Source organism: Nocardioides sp. Kera G14 (assembly GCF_020715565.1).
Lineage (GTDB): Bacteria > Actinomycetota > Actinomycetes > Propionibacteriales > Nocardioidaceae > Nocardioides.
Window position 1 is genome coordinate 806,983 of sequence record NZ_CP085839.1, and the last position, 18,200, is coordinate 825,182.

Consider the following 18,200-nt stretch of genomic DNA (forward strand, 5'->3'; position numbering starts at 1 on the left):
GACTAGAGGAAGTACCGCCGTGAAGAGCGCTGTCGAGACGTTGAGCCCCACCCGAGCCAAGCTGACGGTCGAGGTCCCCGCCGAGGAGCTCAAGCCGAGCATCGACAAGGCCTACAAGCAGATCGCCAAGTCGATCAACGTGCCCGGCTTCCGCAAGGGCAAGGTGCCCGCGGCGGTCATCGAGCGCCAGTACCCGGGCGCCGCGCGCGACCAGGCCCTCAACGAGATCCTCAACGAGAAGTACGTCGAGGCGATCCAGGCCAACGACATCACCCCGCTGGCCCAGCCTGAGGTCGAGGTCACCAAGTTCGACGCCGACGGCCCGCTGGAGTTCACCGCCGAGGTCGACGTGAAGCCCGTCTTCGAGGTCCCGTCGTACGCCGGCATCGAGGCGACCGTCGACGCGGTCACCGTGACGGACGAGGACATCGACGAGCAGGTCCAGGCGCTCCGCGAGCGCTTCGGCACGCTCAAGGACGTCGAGCGCCCGGCCGCCGACGGCGACTTCGTGGTCATCGATCTCTCGGCCACCAAGGACGGCGAGCCCGTCGAGGGTGCCGAGGCCGTCGGCCTCAGCTACCAGATCGGTCGTGGCGGCATGCTCGACGGCCTGGACGAGGCCGCGACCGGCCTCTCCGCGGGCGAGGACAAGACGTTCACCTCCACCCTCGTGGGTGGCGACCTCGTCGGCCAGGAGGTCGACGTCAACGTCAAGGTCAACCAGGTCCAGGAGCAGGAGCTCCCCGAGCTCGACGACGAGTTCGCGCAGCTCGCCTCCGAGTTCGACACCCTCGAGGAGCTCACGACGGACATCGCTGCGCGCCTCGGCCGGGGCAAGCGCCTCGAGCAGGCCGCCGCCGCCCGCGACGCGGTCCTCGAGGCCCTGCTCGAGCAGGTTGAGATCCCGCTCCCCGAGGGTCTCGTCGCCGAGGAGCTCACGACCCGTCGCGGCCAGCTCGAGCAGCAGCTGCAGTGGGCCGGCCTGACGATGGAGAAGTACCTCGAGGAGGAGGGCCAGACCATCGAGGAGTTCGAGTCCGACCTCGAGCGCCGCGTCCGCGATGCCATCGCCGCGCAGCTGCTCCTCGACGAGGTCGCCAAGAGCGAGCAGTTCGAGGTCACCCAGCAGGACCTGACCCAGCACATCATCCGCTCCGCGCAGAACCAGGGCCAGGACCCGCAGCAGGCCTTCGCTCACATCCAGGAGCACCCGCACCACCTGCAGGAGTACGCCGCCGAGATCGTCCGTGGCAAGGCGCTCGCCCAGATCGTCGAGGCCGCGACCGTCAAGGACAGCGACGGCAACGTCGTCGAGCTGAAGAACCTGCTGCCGGACGGCAGCATCGGTGACCCGGCCTCTGCCGAGGCCGAGACGGCCGAGGCGGCTGAGACTGAGGAGAGCTCCACCGAGGAGTGACCGGCGTCTGCTGAGACAACCTGTGCAGTGCCCGATCCCGACAGGGGTCGGGCACTACGCTTTCTCCCATGACCTCGACAGGCCCGGCCGGTTCAGCGACGGGACAGGTCGTCAGGATCGACGCGCCTCGAGAACGCACCCGGCAGCAGGCTGGTCCGCGGTCGCAGGCTCGCCGGCGCTCGGGTATCCGCGGACTCATCCGCCGCCTCGGCAAGGCGCGCCGCCCGGTGCTGGAGGCGGCCCGCGCCGCAGCCCCCGTCGCCAGGGCCGCCGCTGCACCGGCCGTCAGGGCGGCCGCCCCCGCGGTGAAGGCCGTCATGCCCGCCGTGAAGCCGCTCGCGGCCCTGACGAACCCACTGGCAAAGGTCATCGGAGTCGAGGGCGCGCCGCGCCCGATCCTCGCGATCCGCCACGACGGAGTCGATCTCCCCGCGCTCCCCGAGGTCATGCGCCACCTCTTCCCGGCGGCCGACGACCACCTCGCCGTCTTCGTCCCCGCAGCGGGGGAGGGCGAGCAGGTCTGGCGGTCCCACGCCGCCCCCCTCGGTGGCTCGTACGCCGACCGGCTGGCCGCCGCACTCCGCTGGCCGACCCTCGACCTCCGCTACGACGGCGGCGCGGAGCTCGGTGAGGCGGCGCTCGTGTTCAGCACGCTGCTGCAGGACGTCGCCGACGCCTGGCCGGTGCCGCTGAAGCGACTCGTGATCGTCGCGCACGGCGATGCCGGCCTGCTGGTGCGGTCGGCACTCGCCGTACGCAGCCTGGCGGAGCGGCCGTGGGCGGACGCGGTGACCGAGGTCGTCACGCTCGGCACGCCCGCACTGGGAACCGACACGGAGGCACTGAGCGCGGGTGTCGGACGGCGTCTTGACGAGGCCCTGGCGGGCATCGCGGTCGTGCCCACGTCGGCCCTCGACGTGCCGACGCTGCCGCACGTCGACTACCTCGTCGTCAGCGACCGGCTCGTCGGACGGCCCAACCCCTTCGGCCGGGTGATCGGCGACCTGCTCTGGTTCCGGCACCGCGCCTCACGGGCCGGGCGCCATGTCGTCGACCTCTTCCCGACGGCGGAGCGGTTCGAGGTCGACACGCGTGAACACCCCCTCGTCAATCACCCCGATCTCCACGACGCCCTGCTGCGCTGGCTCGCCTGACGTACGCCCACGGCGCTGCGCCTGTGGTTCGCCTTCCGCTGTCGGCGAACAGGGCCCGGGTTTCCGTGGAAGTCGCCGGTGGGCCGACTACGTTGGCCTACGTGACTGAGACCAACTTCCTCGCCGAGGATCTCGACAACCGCCTGCTCAAGGAGCGCATCGTCTTCCTCGCTGGTGAGGTGCGTGACGAGAACACCATGAAGCTGCACAAGCAGCTGCTGCTGCTCTCGGCGGCCGACCCGAAGGCCGACATCTACCTCCACATCCACAGCCCTGGCGGCTCGGTCGACGCCGGCATGATGGTCTACGACACGATGAACTACATCCCCAACGACGTCGTCACGATCTCGGTGGGCATGGCGGCCTCGATGGGCCAGTTCCTGCTCTGCGCCGGTGCGCCGGGCAAGCGCTTCGCGCTGCCGCACAGCCGGATCATGATGCACCAGACGTCATCGGGCATCGGCGGCTCCGCCTCGGACATCAAGATCCAAGCCGAGGAGTCGAAGAAGCTGAAGTCCACGCTCCTGGGCGTCATCGCCGAGCGCACCGGCAAGAGCGTCGACCAGGTCCGCGAGGACGCCGAGCGCGACCGCTGGTTCTCCGCGGACGAGGCCAAGGACTACGGCCTCGTCGACCACGTCATCACCAACGCCGCCCAGGCGCAGACCCAGAACTGAGGGAGACGGACATGAACTACTACATCCCGCAGTGGGAAGAGCGCACCTCCTACGGCTTCCGCCGGGTGGACCCCTGGGCCAAGCTCTTCGAGGACCGGATCATCTATCTCGGTACCCCGATCAGTGACGACGTCGCCAACGCGATCATCGCCCAGCTGCTCTGCCTCCAGTCGATGAACCCCGACCAGGACATCTCGATCTACATCAACAGCCCCGGTGGCTCGTTCACGGCGCTGACGGCGATCTACGACACGATCCAGTTCATCAAGCCGGACGTGCAGACCGTCTGCATCGGCCAGGCGGCCTCGGCCGCCGCCGTCCTGCTGGCCTCGGGAGCTCCGGGCAAGCGGTTGGCGCTGCCGAACAGCCGGATCCTGATCCACCAGCCCTACACCGAGGGCACCTTCGGCCAGACGACCGACATCGAGATCCAGGCCAACGAGATCCTCCGGATGCGCTCGCTCCTGGAGAAGATGCTGGCCGACCACTCCGGCAAGACGGAGGACGAGATCAGTCACGACATCGAGCGCGACAAGATCCTCACCGCCGAGGACGCTGTGGCGTACGGTCTTATCGACTCGGTTCTTGAGACACTCAAGACCCCCGCTCTGGCCTGATCTGTAAGGAGATTGACCGTGGCACGCATCGGTGACGGAGGCGACCTCCTCAAGTGCTCCTTCTGCGGCAAGTCGCAGAAGCAGGTCAAGAAGCTCATCGCGGGACCGGGTGTCTACATCTGCGACGAGTGCATCGACCTGTGCAACGAGATCATCGAGGAGGAGCTCTCGGAGGGCGCCGACGTCGACCTCGCCGAGCTGCCCAAGCCGCGGGAGATCTTCGAGTTCCTGAACTCCTACGTGATCGGTCAGGAGCAGGCCAAGAAGGCGCTCGCCGTCGCGGTCTACAACCACTACAAGCGGGTGCAGGCCGGTCTCCAGCCGGCAGCCGGCGGGTCGGGCAAGCACTCCAAGGACGAGGTCGTCGAGGTGGCGAAGTCCAACATCCTCGTCATCGGCCCGACCGGCTGCGGCAAGACCTACCTGGCCCAGACGCTCGCCCGCATGCTCAACGTGCCGTTCGCGATCGCCGATGCCACCGCTCTCACCGAGGCGGGATACGTCGGCGAGGACGTCGAGAACATCCTGCTCAAGCTCATCCAGGCCGCTGACTATGACGTCAAGAAGGCCGAGACCGGCATCATCTACATCGACGAGATCGACAAGGTGGCCCGCAAGGCCGAGAACCCGTCCATCACCCGCGATGTGTCGGGTGAGGGTGTGCAGCAGGCGCTGCTGAAGATCATCGAGGGCACCACCGCCTCGGTGCCCCCGCAGGGTGGACGCAAGCACCCGCACCAGGAGTTCATCCAGATCGACACGACGAACATCCTCTTCGTCGTGGGCGGTGCCTTCGCCGGTCTCGAGCACATCATCGAGCAGCGCGTCGGGAAGAAGTCCCTCGGCTTCACCGCGGAGGTCAAGACGGCTGCCGAGAAGGAGGCCGAGGACCTGCTGCAGTACGTCCGTCCCGAGGACCTCACCAAGTTCGGGCTGATCCCAGAGTTCATCGGCCGCCTGCCGCTGATCGCGAGCGTCAGCAAGCTCGACCAGGAGGCTCTCGTGCAGATCCTCACCGAGCCGCGCAACGCCCTGATCAAGCAGTACCAGAAGCTCTTCGACCTCGACGGGGTCGAGCTGGAGTTCACGACCGACGCGATCGAGGCCGTCGCCGACAAGGCGCTGGAGCGACAGACCGGTGCCCGTGGCCTGCGCGCGATCATCGAGGAGGTGCTCCTCCACGTGATGTACGAGGTGCCCTCGCGCGGCGATGTCGCCAAGGTGATCGTGACGCGGGCGGTGGTCGACGGGGAGGAGGCGCCGACCCTGGTGCCGGTCTCCGCAGCAGAAAAGCCCAAGAAGAAGTCGGCCTAGTCACTCTGAGCCATTTATGCCGGGACGGATTGGTATCCGGTCCCGCCCCTTGCCAGAATGTCCGAACAACCTGATCGGGCAGGGGAGGTGGCAGGATGAGCAACGAGCAGCGAGCACCGCTCGCAGCCTTCGCCGTGCTCCTGATCGCCTCGATCGTCGTCCTCGCGAACGGGATGCGTACCGACTCGCTCGGCGGACTGTTCAGCGCTCCTGCGCAGGCGGTCGTGGCCGGCGCGCGGCTGGCGCCCGTGCCCGAAGAGGTTCTCGCCTCCGGCATCTCGATCGTGGCCCGCCAGGAGCCCTCCGAGACGCGTGCCGTGGTCCCGGATGCGGTCACCACGCACATCGCGGCGGCCTCGACCGCCCGATCGGCGCGCTCCAGCCGAACTCGCGGCGTGAGCGCTGAGGCACCTGCCGCGAGCGTCGGTGCCGCGATCGCCACGACGGCCCAGCAGTCGGGGAAGAAGGTGGTGACGAGCACGGACGGCCAGGTCACCACGTCGGTCACGACGGTCGTCACGGGCGCCCAGAGCGCCTCCTCGGCCGGATCGGCCGCCGCCGCGACCACGACTCCAGTGCGGAGCAGCTCTGCGGCGTCCACCACGAGCTCCGCGTCCTCGTCCGCGTCGTCGTCCTCCTCCAACTCGAATTCGAGCTCCTCAGCATCGGTCGCGTCGACGAAGTCCCAGGCGTCCGTCCGGTCCACCTACCAGGGATCGACCGGCACCCGCTCGTCCTCGCGCGGGCGAGCGGTGCGCCACACGAAGGTCGCCAAGACCACCGCGGCCCACGGCGTCGCCCGCGGGCACACCACGGCCAGCCGCTCCACCAGTAGGTCCGCGAGCAGGTCCACGAGTCACGCGGGCGTCGCCTCGACGTCGGACTCGCACGACCGCGGGCACGGCAGCTGGAAGGGCTCGAAGCGCCGCTGAGCCCGACCACCGCGCATCTGCTGCGGGTCGGGCGTCCCGCGCCCAGTCCCTTACGCCTGGGCGACGGGGGCGAAGTCGGCCGTGACGGTCAGTTCGGTGAGGCTGTCGTCGACGACGAAGGTCATCTGCCCCGTCACCTTGGCGACGCGGCAGAGGTCGCCCTGGGCCTTCTCGGCGGCTGACACGAGCGCGGTCGGCCCCGTGACGGTCGCCGAGGAGAGCTCGGCGCGCATCGAGACCTTGGCCTGCGACTTCACGCCACGCAGCCCGGTGAGGGCGGCGGCGACGCCGCTCAGGAGCGAGGCGTCAGCCGCAGCGGCCGCACCCAGCTCGAGGGCCTCGGGCCAGTGGCTGGTGTGGATCGAACCGTTCTCGGCGGCCTGCCACCACGACCAGACCTCTTCGGTCGCGTAGGGAAGGAACGGCGCGAGGAGCCGGAGCTGGACGTGCAGCGCCAGCGCGAGCGTGGCCTTGGCCGACTCGGTCGCGGCAGGCGCGATGCCGGCCTCGGGCCGACCGTACGCACGCTCCTTGACCAGCTCGAGGTAGTCGTCGCAGAACTCCCAGAAGAACTTCTCGGCCGTCTCGAGCGCGCTGGTGTAGTCATAGGCCTCGAACGCGTCGGTGGCGGCCTCGATGACGTCCTTGAGCTTCGCGACGAGGGCGGTGTCGACGGCCTCCGAGATCGCGGCGTTGTTGATGGCGGTCGCGCCGACGCCGAACTCGCCGTCGAGGACGAAACGGGAGGCGTTGAGCACCTTGAGCGCGAGCCGTCGGCCGACCTTCATCTGGGTCTCGTCGAACGGCGAGTCCAGCCCCGGCCGGGAGAGCGCGGCGCGCCAGCGGACAGCGTCGGCGCCGAACTTCTCGAGGATCTCGGTCGGGACGACGACGTTGCCCTTGGACTTCGACATCTTCTTGCGGTCCGGGTCGAGGATCCAGCCCGAGAGCATCGCGTGCTTCCACGGAACCTGCCCCTCCTCCAGGTGCGAGCGCACGACGCGGGAGAAGAGCCAGGTGCGGATGATGTCGTGGCCCTGGGTGCAGAGGTCCATAGGGAAGATCCGGGAGAAGAGGTCATCGCCCTCGGCACCGTCGCCCTTCCACTGGCCGACGATCTGCGGGGTGAGCGACGAGGTCGCCCAGGTGTCCATCACGTCCGGGTCGCCGATGAAGCCGCCGGGGACACCACGCTGGTCGGCGGTGTAGCCCTCGGGGACGTCGGAGGAGGGGTCGATCGGGAGCTGCGCCTCCGTCGGGAGGAGCGGCTTGTCGTACTGCGGCTCACCCTCGGAGTCGAGGGCGTACCAGACCGGGAAGGGGATGCCGAAGTAGCGCTGACGCGAGATCAGCCAGTCGCCGTTGAGGCCACCGACCCAGTTGTCGTAGCGGTGCTGCATGTGGCCGGGCAGCCAGTCGATCTGGGCGCCGTCGGCGAGGAGCGCGTTGCGCAGCGTGGTGTCGCGGCCGCCGTTGGTGATGTACCACTGGCGGGTGGAGACGATCTCGAGCGGCTTGTCGCCCTTCTCGTAGAAGTTCGCCATCCGCTGGGTGGACTTGGGCTCACCCTCCAGCTCGCCCGTCTCACGAAGTCGGGCGACCATCGCCTCGCGGGCGGAGTGGGTCGTCTTGCCGGCCAGCTCCGACTCGTAGAAGGAGGCTCCGTCGGTTGCGCCTGTCGAAACCAGCCACTCGGGCGTCTCGCGGGTGAAGCGGCCGTCGCGGCCGATGACCGTACGGACGGGCAGCTGCAGCTCACGCCACCACTGGACGTCGGTCAGGTCACCGAAGGTGCAGCACATCGCGATGCCCGCGCCCTTGTCCGGCTCGGCGGCCGGGTGCGCGAGGACGGGGATCTCGACGCCGAAGACAGGAGACGTCACAGTCGTGCCGAAGAGCTTCTGGTAGCGCTCGTCGTCGGGGTGCGCGATCAGGGCGACGACGGACGGGATCAGTTCGGGACGCGTGGTCTCGATATAGATCGGGCCGCCGGCACTGTCCTTCGAACGGAAGGCGACCCGGTGGTAGGCACCCGGGTACTCGCGCGCCTCGAGCTCCGCCTGGGCGACGGCGGTCTGGAACGTGACGTCCCAGAGCGTCGGCGCCTCCTGGAGGTAGGCCTCGCCGCGGGCGAGGTTGCGCAGGAAGGCACGCTGCGAGACCTCCTGCGCGTCGCGACCGATGGTCGTGTACTGGTGGTTCCAGTCGTACGACATGCCGAGCGCGCGCCAGAGTGACTCGAAGACCTTCTCGTCCTCGACCACGAGTTGCGAGCACAGCTCGACGAAGTTCCGTCGGCTGATCGGGATCTGCTTCTTGGGGTCCGGCTTCTCGGGTGGCGTGAAGTCGGGGTCGTAGGCGACGGACGGGTCGCAGCGGACGCCGAAGTAGTTCTGCACGCGACGCTCGGTCGGCAGGCCGTTGTCGTCCCAGCCGATCGGATAGAAGACCGACTTTCCGCGCATCCGCTGGAAGCGGGCGATCAGGTCGGCGTGCGTGTAGGAGAAGACGTGGCCGACATGCAGCGAGCCCGAGACGGTCGGCGGGGGAGTGTCGATCGAGTAGACGTTCTCACGCGGCTGCGTGCGATCGAAGGCGTAGGTCTCGTCGGACTTCCAGGTGGCGGACCACTTGTCCTCGAGACCCTCGAGCGCCGGCTTCTCGGGAACTTCAGCGTGCATGGGAGCAAATCCTAGACTGGTCAGGACATGAACCAGACTTCCGCACGTCCCGCCCAAACCTTCGCTGAGGCCGAGGACGCGCTGCTGTCGCGTTGGCCCGAGACCAAGCTCGAGCCGAGCCTCGATCGGATCCAGGCGTTCACCGAGCTCCTCGGTGACCCCCAGCGGGGCTATCCCGTCATCCACCTGACCGGCACCAACGGCAAGACCTCCACCAGCCGGATGATCGACACCCTGCTGCGCGGACTGGATCTGCGCACGGGCCGCTTCACGTCCCCGCACGTGGAGAGGATGAGTGAGCGGATCTCCATCGACGGCGAGCCGCTGACCGACGAGCAGTTCGTCGACGCCTTCAACGACGTGGCGCCGTACACGCACATGGTCGACCTCGACCAGCCGCACCCGCTCTCCTTCTTCGAGGCCGTCGTGGGCATGGCCTTCGCGAAGTTCGCCGAGGCGCCCGTCGATGCTGCGGTGATCGAGGTCGGCATGGGTGGCTCGTGGGACGCGACCAACGTCGCCGACGGGACGGTCGCGGTGATCACGCCGATCGGGCTGGACCACACGCAGTACCTCGGCACCACCGTGACCGCGATCGCCCGCGAGAAGGCGGGCATCATCAAGGAGGGTGCGACCGCGGTCGTCGCCCTCCAGGAGCCCGACGTGATGGCGGTGCTCGAGGAGCGGGCGGCCGAGGTCGGCGCCACACTGCTGCTGGAGGGCCGCGACTTCGGTGTCGTCTCGTCGACCCCCGCCGTCGGTGGCCAGGTCGTGACGCTGAAGGGCCTCCGCGGTGAGTACGACGACCTCTTCCTGCCCCTCTACGGGCGGCACCAGGCCCAGAACGCCGTACTCGCCCTCGCGGCGGTCGAGGCCTTCACCGGCGCTGCCGGAGACGAGCGACTGGGTGACGAGCTCATCCGTGACGCCTTCGCCAAAGTGACCTCGCCGGGCCGGCTCGAGCTCATCCGCCGCTCGCCGACGATTGTGCTGGATGCGGCGCACAACCCATCGGGTGCCGAGGCCACCGCGGCCGCGCTCGACGAGGCCTTCTCCTTCAGCCCGCTCGTCGGAGTCGTCGGCGTGATGGGGGACAAGGACGTCGAGGGTCTCCTCGTCGCGTTCGAGCCGCACTTCGAGCACCTCGTCGTCACGCAGAACAGCCAGCAGCGCTCGATGCGCGCCGAGCGCCTCGGCGAGCTCGCCCGCGAGATCTACGGGGAGGACCGCGTCAGCGTCATCCCGGACCTGGCCAGCGCGATCGACGCCGCCACCGCCCTGGCCGAGAGTGACTCCGCCGACTCGCTCAGCTCGGGCGCGGTCCTCATCACCGGCTCGGTCGTCACGGTCGGCGAGGCGCGTCACCTGCTGGGAGGCCCGAAGTGACCGACTACGAGCAGAGCAACGACCTCAGCCCGCTCGACTCCGCGATCGATCCCGAGCGCACCAAGTCCCCGCGTCGGGGGATGTGTGCCGCCGTACTGTCGCTGGAGGCGATCACGCTCGGCCTCACCACGCCGGTGATGATCTCGGTCCACGACGTCTCCACCGGGACCGCCGTGCTGATCGGCGTCGGGCTGCTCGTCCTCTGCGTGGGATGCGCCGGGATGCTTCGCCGGCCGTGGGCCTACTACGTCGGCTGGGCGATTCAGGTCGCCGCTGTCGCGCTGGGCGCAGTGGTCGGGATCATGGTCGTGCTGGGCCTGATCTTCGGTCTGCTCTGGGGCATGGCCGACCTGCTCGGCCGGAGGATCGAGCGGGAGCGTGCTGCCGCCTTCGCCGCGTACGACGCCGCTCGATAGGCTCGGCCCATGTCAGAGCGTACTTTCGTGATCCTCAAGCCCGACGCTGTGAAGCGGGGCCTCGCCGGTGAGATCCTCCACCGCTACGAGCGCAAGGGCCTGACGATCGTGACGCTCGACCTCCGCACCGTCGACGCCGAGATGGCGGACAAGCACTACGCCGAGCACGTCGACAAGGATTGGTATCCGCCGCTGCGCGACTTCATCACGTCCGGCCCGTTGATGCCCCTCGTCCTGGAGGGCGACGAGGCGATCTCCGTCGTCCGCGCGCTCAACGGTGCCACCGACGGTCGCAAGGCCGCCCCGGGCACCATCCGCGGCGACCTCTCCAGCTCCGGACGCGAGAACCTCGTGCACGCCTCGGACTCCCCGGAGTCCGCAGCGCGCGAGATCGCGCTCTGGTTCCCCGGCCTGGCCTGAGACTGACGACCGGCGATCTGGGAAGGGTGACGCACGTGGAGATCGTCGAAGTCGACTCGATGCCCGACGTGCGGGCCGTCTCGAACCTCTTCACCGAGGTCTGGGGCCGCACCGACGAGGGTGCCCCGCTCCACAGCGACGTGATGAAGAGCCTCATCCACGCCGGTGGTGCCGTCACCGTCGCGCGGGACGGCGAGCGGCTCCTCGGCGCCGCGGTCCTCACGCCCGGCACACCGGCCGGGTCGGCGTACTCGCTGCTGGCAGCGGTCGCCCCGGGGACGGTGGACCGGGGGACCGGGCGGGCGCTGAAGCTGCGTCAGCGTGAGTGGGCCCTGCAGCACGGCTTCACCGAGATCCGCTGGACCTTCGACCCGCTCGTCGCGCGCAACGCCCGGTTCAACCTCAGTGTGCTCGGTGCGACGGCCTCGGAGTACGAGGAGGCGTTCTACGGCGTCATGTCCGACGACCTCAACGGCGAGGACGAGGCCGACCGCCTGGTCGCGGTCTGGGACCTCTCCCCCGAGCCGGAGCCGGAGGCACCCGAGGTGCCGCTCGGTGGGGAGCCCGTCGCCGACGGTCCTGACGGCGACCCGTTCCTGCGCACCGAGGGCGACAGCCGCTGGCTCCGGGTGCCGCGGGACGTCGTGGCGCTGCGCCGCACGATGCCGGAGCAGGCGAGCGCCTGGCGCACCGTCGTGCGCGAGCAGTTCCTCGAGGCTTTCGGCGCCGGCCTGGTCGCCAGCGGCGTGAGCCGCTCCAGCTGGTACCACCTCACGCCTCGCGGCGCACCGCGCTCCGTCTCCTAGCCGCCCGAGAGTCACACCAGTCACATCCGTCACGGCGTGTCCGACCGCCCGTCGGCGTACGACCCGCTTAGCCTCGGAGGAGGCGCGGGGTCCTGTCGTGCCGCTCTTCCCCGAAACAGGACATGGGGCTTCACGATGGCGATGGGATTCGTCGGCCGTGACATGGCGGTCGATCTGGGCACGTCCACCACGCAGGTCTACGCGCGTGGCAGAGGCGTGGTGTTCAGCGTGCCCACGTCCACGAGCGGACCCGGGCCGATCCGGGACGGCGTGATCGCCGACGTGGACGGCTGCGTCGACCTGCTGGAGTCACTCGTCCACGAGGTGCACCAGCGCCGCTACCTGGCGCGACCCCGCATGCTCCTGGCCGTCCCTGCGGTGACCACCGGCGTCGAGCGACGCGCGGTCAAGGAGGCGGCCTACCAGGCCGGTGCCCGTCAGGTCTTCCTCGTCGACTCGCCCCTCCTCGTCGCGATCGCTGCCGAGCTCCCCGTGCACCGGCCGACGGGCACCATGGTCGTGACCCTCGGCGCCGGCCTCACCGAGATCTCCGTGCTGAGCCTGGGCGGTGTCGTCACCTCCACCAGCGCGAAGGTCAACGGCGCCGACATGGACCGCGCCATTGCCGCGTGGCTCCGCGCCGAGCGCGGACTCATCGTCGGCGAGCAGATCGCCGAGGACCTCAAACTCGAGCTTGGCACCGCCTGGCCGATGGCCGATGCCGAGTCGCTCGACATCACCTCGCGTGACATCAGCGGGATGAGCCGCACGGTCACCGTCACCGGCGCGGACCTGCGCCACGCCCTCACCGAGCCGCTCACCGACATCATCGACGCGATCACCGCGACGCTCGACGCGACGCCGGGCCTCGCCGACCACATCCGCGACCACGGCCTCGTCCTGGCCGGCGGCGGCGCATTGCTGCCCGGCATCGAGATGATGCTCAGCCGTGAGCTCGACCTGCCCGTCCTGCTCGCCCCGGACCCGGCCCACGCCGTCATCGCGGGCGCCGGGCGCTGCGTCGACGACGCGGCCCTGCTCCGCAGCGTGCTCATCACTGATCGGAACGTGGCCTGATGACCTTGCTCGAACGGCCGCAGGAGCGGCTCAACAAGCGCGGCGGCCTGGAGACGCGTCCGCGCAGCAGCCGTCGCTCCACCCTCGTCGCGCTGCTGCTCGCCTGCGCCGTCCTGATCGTGCTCGACCTGACCAGCCCGGCGCTCACGCCTCTGCGCAGCCTCGCCGGCGAGATCTACGGCCCGCTCGAGACCGGCGCCGCCACCGTCGCGCGCCCTGTGACCAGCATCCCGGACTGGGCGCGCACGCAGGGCTCGCTCCGTGCCGACGTACGGCGGCTGAAGGCCGAGAACGCCGACCTCACCCAGAAGGTGCAGACCAGCGACTACGGCCGCAACCGGCTCGCGGAGTACGACGGCCTGATGTCCGAGGCGCAGGACATCGGCTACGCCGTCGTGCCCGCCCACGTCGTCGGGTACGGCGCCGCCCAGAGCTTCGAGCGGACCATCACGATCGACGCCGGCTCCGACGCCGGCATCGCCGCGGACATGACCGTCGTCGCCGCCAAGGGGCTGGTCGGCCGGGTGCTCCGCGTCACCCGCTCCACCGCCACGGTGCTGCTCATCGCCGACGCCGACTCCGTCGTCGGCGGCCGCGTCGGCTCCACGATGGAGGCCGGGTTCCTGCACGGCACCGGCGTCCTCGGCTCGCGAGCCAAGCTCGACCTCGAACTCATCGACCAGACCGACGTGCCCGAGAAGGGAGACACGGTCGTCACCTGGGGGAGCGGGAAGGGGGCGCCGTACATCTCCGGTGTCCCGATCGGTGTGGTCGACTCGGTCTACTCCAACCTGCGCGACTCCACCCAGCACGTCCGCGTGACGCCGTACGTCAGCTTCTCCAGCCTCGACCTCGTCGGTGTCGCCGTCCCGAGCGGTACCAAGAGCGACCGCGCCGTCATCGACGTGGACGGTGAGCTCAAGTGACCGCTACGCCGATCCAGAGCCCGATCGACCTGCGTCGCGTCGCCCCCTGGGCCCTCGCGGCGGTCCTCGTGAGCGTCGCGCTCATCCTGCAGGTGAGCGTCTTCGACGCCTTCGCGTGGCGCGGCACCGTGCCCGACCTCGTCCTGTTGGTCGTCGTCGCCGGCGCGCTCGTGCGCGGCAGCCACTTCGGCCTCGTGCTCGGCTTCGCCGCGGGCGTCCTGGTCGACCTCGCGCCGCCGAGTGACCACCTCGCCGGCCGGTGGGCGCTCGCCCTCCTCCTCATCGGGTACGTCGCCGGCCGGGTGCGCGAGGCCACGGTCGATGAGACGGGCCGACCCGCCGAGCTGCGTCTCCCGACGGTCCTCGCGACCGCGGTCGCCTGCAGCTTCGCCGGCCTGAGCATCTTCGCGCTGAGTGGCGTCATCCTGCGCGACCCACCCCTGCCGATGGACGACCTGCTCCAGCCGATCCTCGGCGGGCTGGTGTGGGACGCCGTCCTCGCGGCGCTCGTCGTGCCGGCCGCGATGCTCGCGTTCCGGCGCCTCGTCCCGGACGCTGCTCCCGACCTCACGCCCGGCCCGACGCCGCGACCCACGCCGGAGACCTGAGCGTGGCCGACTCCTCCCGGACCTCACGGACCTCACGCCTGCGGCTGATCGTGCTGCAGGCGCTGGTCTTCTCACTCTTCGCCACGCTGCTGGTCCGGCTCTGGTGGCTGCAGGTCGACCAGGGTCCGACCTACCGCGCCAAGGCCTCCTCGCAGTCGGTCCGTGACGTCACGGTCCAGCCCGCGCGCGGGCTGATCGTCGACGACATGGGGCGCCCGCTCGTCACCAACCGCAAGGCGTGGGTCGTCTCGATCGACAAGAACACGCTGGCCCAGCTCGACAGCGCCGACCGCGCCGAGCTGCTCAAGCGGGTGACCAAGGCGACCGGGGTCAAGGTCGCCGAGATCCAGAAGGACCTCGACGACTGGAACGGTTCGCGCTACGAGCCCGTCCCGATCGCCAGCGACGTGCCGGAGAAGGTCGCGCTCGCCATCCTCGAGCAGCCCGAGGACTACCCGGGCGTCGTGGCCGACCAGCAGTCGGTGCGCGCCTACCCCCAGCCCTACGGCATCAACCTCGCGCACGTCCTCGGCTACCTCTCACCCGTCACCGACAAGGAGTACGCCGCCGCCACCAAGGCGAACGACCCCTCGATCAACGCGACCTCGTCGGTCGGCCGGGCCGGTGTCGAGAAGGAGTACGACGAGTGGCTCCGCGGCCTGCCGGGCGAGACCTCGGTCCCCGTCGATTCACTCGGCCGTCCCACCGGTGTCGGCTCCACGACGGCGGCGCAGGCCGGTGACACCCTTGTCACCAGCATCGACGCGAAGGTCCAGGCCTCCGTGGAGAAGCAGCTCAACGACGCCATCACGACCGCGCGCGCGACGTACGACCCGGTGACGCACAAGAACTACGTGGCCGACTCCGGTGCGGCCATCGTGATGGAGGCGAAGACCGGCCGCATCGTCGCCATGGCCAGCCAGCCGACGTACGACCCGAGCGTGTGGGTGGGTGGCATCACGCAGAAGCAGCTCACGGACCTGACCAGCGAGAAGTCGGGTGACCCCCTGCTGCCCCGCGCGACGCAGGGGCAGTTCGCGCCGGGCTCGACGTGGAAGCCCATCATGACGACCGGCGCGATCAGTGGCGGCATGTCGACCGACACGACCCTCGGCTGCTCCAGCGGCCTCCAGATCGGCAACCGCTGGTTCAAGAACTACGAGTCGGAGTCCTACGGCAACATCACCTTCGCCCGCGCCCTCGAGGTCTCGTGCGACACCTTCTTCTACCGCGTCGGCCTCAACTTCTGGAACAAGTACGGCTCCGATCCCGCCAACGCGAAGGCCAAGGACCCGCTCGGTGCGGCCGCGCGCTCGTTCGGGTTCGGCAAGCCGACCGGCGTCGACCTCCCGGGTGAGGCCAGCGGCCGCGTGGGAGACCGGATCTGGCGCAACGCCTACTTCCAGCAGACCCGGCAGACCTACTGCGACCTGGACGAGAAGATCAAGGCCGGCAAGGCGAAGGACACCTCCGCCTTCATGAAGGTCTACGCCCACGAGTTCTGCCTCGAGGGCAACTACTTCCGCCAGGGTGACGCGGCCAACTTCACCATCGGCCAGGGCGACACGATGGTCACGCCCCTCCAGCTCGCCCGGGCGTACGCCGCGATCTCCAACGGCGGCAAGCTCTACGAGCCCACGGTCGGCAAGGCGATCGTCTCCGAGGACGGCACCGTGCTCAAGGAGATCAAGCCGACGCTGGTGCGCCACGTGAAGGTCTCCAAGAAGAGCATCGACTACGTCAACAACGCGCTGCTCGGCACGCCGAAGGTCGGCACCCTGGCGTGGAAGTTCCACGACATCGACCTCGACAAGGTCCACATCCGCGGCAAGACCGGCTCGGCCGAGGTGGAGAACAAGCAGTCGACATCGTGGGTCGCGACGTACGACAAGAACTACGTCGTCCTGATGATGGTCACCCAGGGCGGTACCGGCTCCGGCACCGCGGGCGTCCCGGTGGAGAACATCTGGAAGACGCTGTACGGCATCCAGGACGACGGCAGCCCGAAGGCGTCCAAGACGGCCATCCCCGGTCTCACGCCGCCCAAGGCGCTGCCCACCTTCGCCAAGGACGGCGCCATCCTGCCGCCCGTGTCCACCGCGAAGGACTCGAAGTGAACCCCCTCAACCCGCTGCGCCGGATCGACTGTCTCCTGCTCGGCGCCGTCCTGGCCCTCGTGACGTTGTCGGTGCTGCTGGTCTGGTCTGCCACGGCGAACCGTGACGCGCTGACCGGCGGTGACTCCGGGCTCTTCTTCCGCAAGCAGCTCACCAACGTGCTGATCGGCCTCGCACTGATGGCCGCCGCGTGGATCGTCGGCCACCGCTGGATGCGGATCGCGGCTCCGCTCATCTACCTCGGCGCGATCGCGGGGCTTCTTCTCGTCCTCACCTCGGGTGTGACGATCAACGGCTCCCGTTCGTGGCTCGACGTCGGCGGGATGAGCCTGCAGCCCTCGGAGTTCGCCAAGCTGGCGGTCGTCGTCGGGATGGCGCTCGTCCTGTCGGAGCGCTCGCGCGGCCTGTGGGGCGTCACTGGTCGCGACGTCCTCGTGATGCTTGCGGTGGCTGCGCTCCCGGCGCTGCTGATCATCGCGCAGCCCGACCTCGGCACCACGCTGGTCCTCGCCGCCACCGTCTTCGGTGTGCTCGCGGCCGCCGGTGCGCCCAAACCGTGGCTCGCGCTGCTGGCCTGCGGCGGCATCCTCGCGGCCGTCGTCGCCGTCGCCGGGGGAGTGCTCAAGGCCTACCAGGTCGACCGCTTCATGGCCTTCACCAACCCCGCGCTCGACCCCCAGGGCGCCGGCTACAACACCGAGCAGGCGCGCATCGCGATCGGCAACGGCGGCCTCTTCGGCCAGGGTCTCTTCCACGGGACCCAGACGCGTGCGGGCTTCGTGCCCGAACAGCACACCGACTTCATCTTCACCGTCGCGGGCGAGGAGCTCGGCCTGGTCGGCGCGGCCGCCATCATCCTGCTGCTCGGTGTGGTCCTGTGGCGGGCACTCTCGATCGCCCGCCGCGCGCAGGACCCCTTCAGCCGGGTCGCGGCTGCGGGCATCGCCTGCTGGTTCGGCTTCCAGGCCTTCCAGAACATCGGGATGTGCCTCGGCATCATGCCCGTCACCGGCGTCCCCCTCCCGCTCCTGTCGTACGGCGGCAGCTCGATGTTCGCCAGCCTGCTCGCCATCGGGCTGCTGCAGAACATGCACGCGAGCCAGGCGGCGAGTCCGGCTGCTCTGAGCGGCCGACTCGGCCTGCGAGACGCCCAGCCGCTCTACGGCTGAGTCGCCGCGGCGCAGTCGGGGCAGGTGCCGAAGACCTCGATGGTGTGGTCGACGTCCGCGTAGCCGAACTTCTTGGCGATCTCGTCGGCCCATCGCTCGACGGCACGGCCCTCGACCTCCTCCGCGCGACCGCAGCGGCGGCAGACGAGGTGATGGTGGTGGTGACCGGCGGCGGAGTCGCCGCAGTACCGGTAGGTCGTCTCCCCGTCGGCGTTGTGGATCACGTCCACGAGGCCGTGGTCGGTGAAGGCCTGCAGGTGTCGATAGACCGTCGACAGGCCGATCTTCTGGCCACCGGCGCGGAGGTCGGCGTAGACGTCCTGGGCCGAGCGGAAACCGTCCTGGCCGAGCAACGCGTCCTTGACGGCGTCTCCTTGGGTGGTGGAGCGCCGGCGCTCGGGCGAGGTGGTCACGCAGCCAACCTATCCGGGAATCATTCCCGCATCCAACGTAGGTGGGACTAGGAACGATTCCCATTAGTAG

At 69.5% G+C, this 18,200-nt stretch carries 17 protein-coding genes; 15 read left to right on the top strand and 2 right to left on the bottom strand.

The genetic code is table 11. The features are described from left to right. Positions 1–19: 19 nt before the first annotated feature. The 6 genes from tig to LH076_RS04065 all read left to right on the top strand — a co-directional run bounded on the left by tig (position 20) and on the right by LH076_RS04065 (position 6,111). Positions 20–1,417: a trigger factor gene (tig, locus tag LH076_RS04040; protein WP_227782715.1), complete on the top strand. Its 1,398-nt coding sequence runs from the start codon at positions 20–22 to the stop codon at positions 1,415–1,417. A gap of 68 nt (positions 1,418–1,485) precedes the next feature. After that, complete coding sequence (locus LH076_RS04045; protein WP_227782716.1) at positions 1,486–2,571, top strand: hypothetical protein; 1,086 nt, start codon at positions 1,486–1,488, stop codon at positions 2,569–2,571. 101 nt (positions 2,572–2,672) lie between these two features. After that, positions 2,673–3,248 carry a ClpP family protease gene (locus LH076_RS04050; RefSeq protein WP_227782717.1) on the top strand — a complete coding sequence of 192 codons (576 nt, stop codon included), beginning with the start codon at positions 2,673–2,675 and terminating at the stop codon, positions 3,246–3,248. An 11-nt stretch (positions 3,249–3,259) separates the two neighbouring features. After that, positions 3,260–3,865, top strand: coding sequence for an ATP-dependent Clp protease proteolytic subunit (locus LH076_RS04055; protein ID WP_227782718.1), 606 nt, complete (start codon positions 3,260–3,262; stop codon positions 3,863–3,865). Positions 3,866–3,883: 18 nt separating this feature from the next. Continuing rightward, positions 3,884–5,179: an ATP-dependent Clp protease ATP-binding subunit ClpX gene (clpX, locus tag LH076_RS04060; RefSeq protein ID WP_227782719.1), complete on the top strand. Its 1,296-nt coding sequence runs from the start codon at positions 3,884–3,886 to the stop codon at positions 5,177–5,179. Between the two features lie 95 nt (positions 5,180–5,274). Next, positions 5,275–6,111, top strand: coding sequence for a hypothetical protein (locus LH076_RS04065; RefSeq protein WP_227782720.1), 837 nt, complete (start codon positions 5,275–5,277; stop codon positions 6,109–6,111). 50 nt (positions 6,112–6,161) lie between these two features. Here the strand turns inward: LH076_RS04065 and valS are convergent, their stop codons facing one another. After that, entirely contained in the window at positions 6,162–8,792 is a 2,631-nt protein-coding gene (valS, locus tag LH076_RS04070) for a valine--tRNA ligase (RefSeq protein WP_227782721.1), read from the bottom strand. A gap of 27 nt (positions 8,793–8,819) precedes the next feature. Between valS and LH076_RS04075 the strand changes: the two genes are divergently transcribed. The 9 genes from LH076_RS04075 to rodA all read left to right on the top strand — a co-directional run bounded on the left by LH076_RS04075 (position 8,820) and on the right by rodA (position 17,717). Then, a complete protein-coding gene (locus LH076_RS04075) occupies positions 8,820–10,178 on the top strand; it encodes a bifunctional folylpolyglutamate synthase/dihydrofolate synthase (protein ID WP_227782722.1) in 1,359 nt (452 codons plus the stop codon). Beyond that, positions 10,175–10,594: a DUF4233 domain-containing protein gene (locus LH076_RS04080; RefSeq protein WP_227782723.1), complete on the top strand. Its 420-nt coding sequence runs from the start codon at positions 10,175–10,177 to the stop codon at positions 10,592–10,594. The genes LH076_RS04075 and LH076_RS04080 overlap by 4 nt, the downstream gene beginning before the upstream one ends. Before the next feature lie 9 nt (positions 10,595–10,603). Next, positions 10,604–11,014: a nucleoside-diphosphate kinase gene (gene ndk, locus LH076_RS04085; RefSeq protein ID WP_227782724.1), complete on the top strand. Its 411-nt coding sequence runs from the start codon at positions 10,604–10,606 to the stop codon at positions 11,012–11,014. 35 nt (positions 11,015–11,049) lie between these two features. Further along, positions 11,050–11,820, top strand: coding sequence for a hypothetical protein (locus LH076_RS04090; protein WP_227782725.1), 771 nt, complete (start codon positions 11,050–11,052; stop codon positions 11,818–11,820). 135 nt (positions 11,821–11,955) lie between these two features. Beyond that, a complete protein-coding gene (locus LH076_RS04095) occupies positions 11,956–12,897 on the top strand; it encodes a rod shape-determining protein (RefSeq protein WP_227782726.1) in 942 nt (313 codons plus the stop codon). After that, entirely contained in the window at positions 12,897–13,823 is a 927-nt protein-coding gene (gene mreC, locus LH076_RS04100) for a rod shape-determining protein MreC (RefSeq protein WP_227782727.1), read from the top strand. Before LH076_RS04095 ends, mreC begins: the two co-directional genes overlap by 1 nt. After that, positions 13,820–14,431, top strand: coding sequence for a rod shape-determining protein MreD (mreD, locus tag LH076_RS04105; RefSeq protein WP_227782728.1), 612 nt, complete (start codon positions 13,820–13,822; stop codon positions 14,429–14,431). Before mreC ends, mreD begins: the two co-directional genes overlap by 4 nt. 2 nt (positions 14,432–14,433) lie before the next feature. Further along, on the top strand, positions 14,434–16,548 hold the full coding sequence (gene mrdA / locus LH076_RS04110; protein WP_227782729.1) for a penicillin-binding protein 2: 2,115 nt from the start codon (positions 14,434–14,436) through the stop codon (positions 16,546–16,548). Next, positions 16,545–17,717 (top strand): rod shape-determining protein RodA, encoded by a 1,173-nt coding sequence (gene rodA / locus LH076_RS04115; RefSeq protein WP_227782730.1) that lies wholly within the window; start codon positions 16,545–16,547, stop codon positions 17,715–17,717. Before mrdA ends, rodA begins: the two co-directional genes overlap by 4 nt. On the opposite strand, the gene LH076_RS04120 is transcribed toward rodA, so the two are convergent. Beyond that, on the bottom strand, positions 17,708–18,130 hold the full coding sequence (locus tag LH076_RS04120) for a Fur family transcriptional regulator (RefSeq protein WP_227782731.1): 423 nt from the start codon (positions 18,128–18,130) through the stop codon (positions 17,708–17,710). The genes rodA and LH076_RS04120 overlap by 10 nt on opposite strands. Positions 18,131–18,200: the final 70 nt, after the last annotated feature.

What these genes read in the sequence shown, in the direction of transcription:
- LH076_RS04045 (WP_227782716.1), top strand. Translation starts at nt 1,486, where the DNA reads ATGACCTCGACAGGCCCGGCCGGTTCAGCGACGGGACAGGTCGTCAGG.
- LH076_RS04055 (WP_227782718.1), top strand. Translation starts at nt 3,260, where the DNA reads ATGAACTACTACATCCCGCAGTGGGAAGAGCGCACCTCCTACGGCTTC.
- LH076_RS04065 (WP_227782720.1), top strand. Translation starts at nt 5,275, where the DNA reads ATGAGCAACGAGCAGCGAGCACCGCTCGCAGCCTTCGCCGTGCTCCTG.
- valS (WP_227782721.1), bottom strand. Translation starts at nt 8,792, where the DNA reads ATGCACGCTGAAGTTCCCGAGAAGCCGGCGCTCGAGGGTCTCGAGGAC.
- LH076_RS04075 (WP_227782722.1), top strand. Translation starts at nt 8,820, where the DNA reads ATGAACCAGACTTCCGCACGTCCCGCCCAAACCTTCGCTGAGGCCGAG.
- ndk (WP_227782724.1), top strand. Translation starts at nt 10,604, where the DNA reads ATGTCAGAGCGTACTTTCGTGATCCTCAAGCCCGACGCTGTGAAGCGG.
- LH076_RS04095 (WP_227782726.1), top strand. Translation starts at nt 11,956, where the DNA reads ATGGCGATGGGATTCGTCGGCCGTGACATGGCGGTCGATCTGGGCACG.
- mreC (WP_227782727.1), top strand. Translation starts at nt 12,897, where the DNA reads ATGACCTTGCTCGAACGGCCGCAGGAGCGGCTCAACAAGCGCGGCGGC.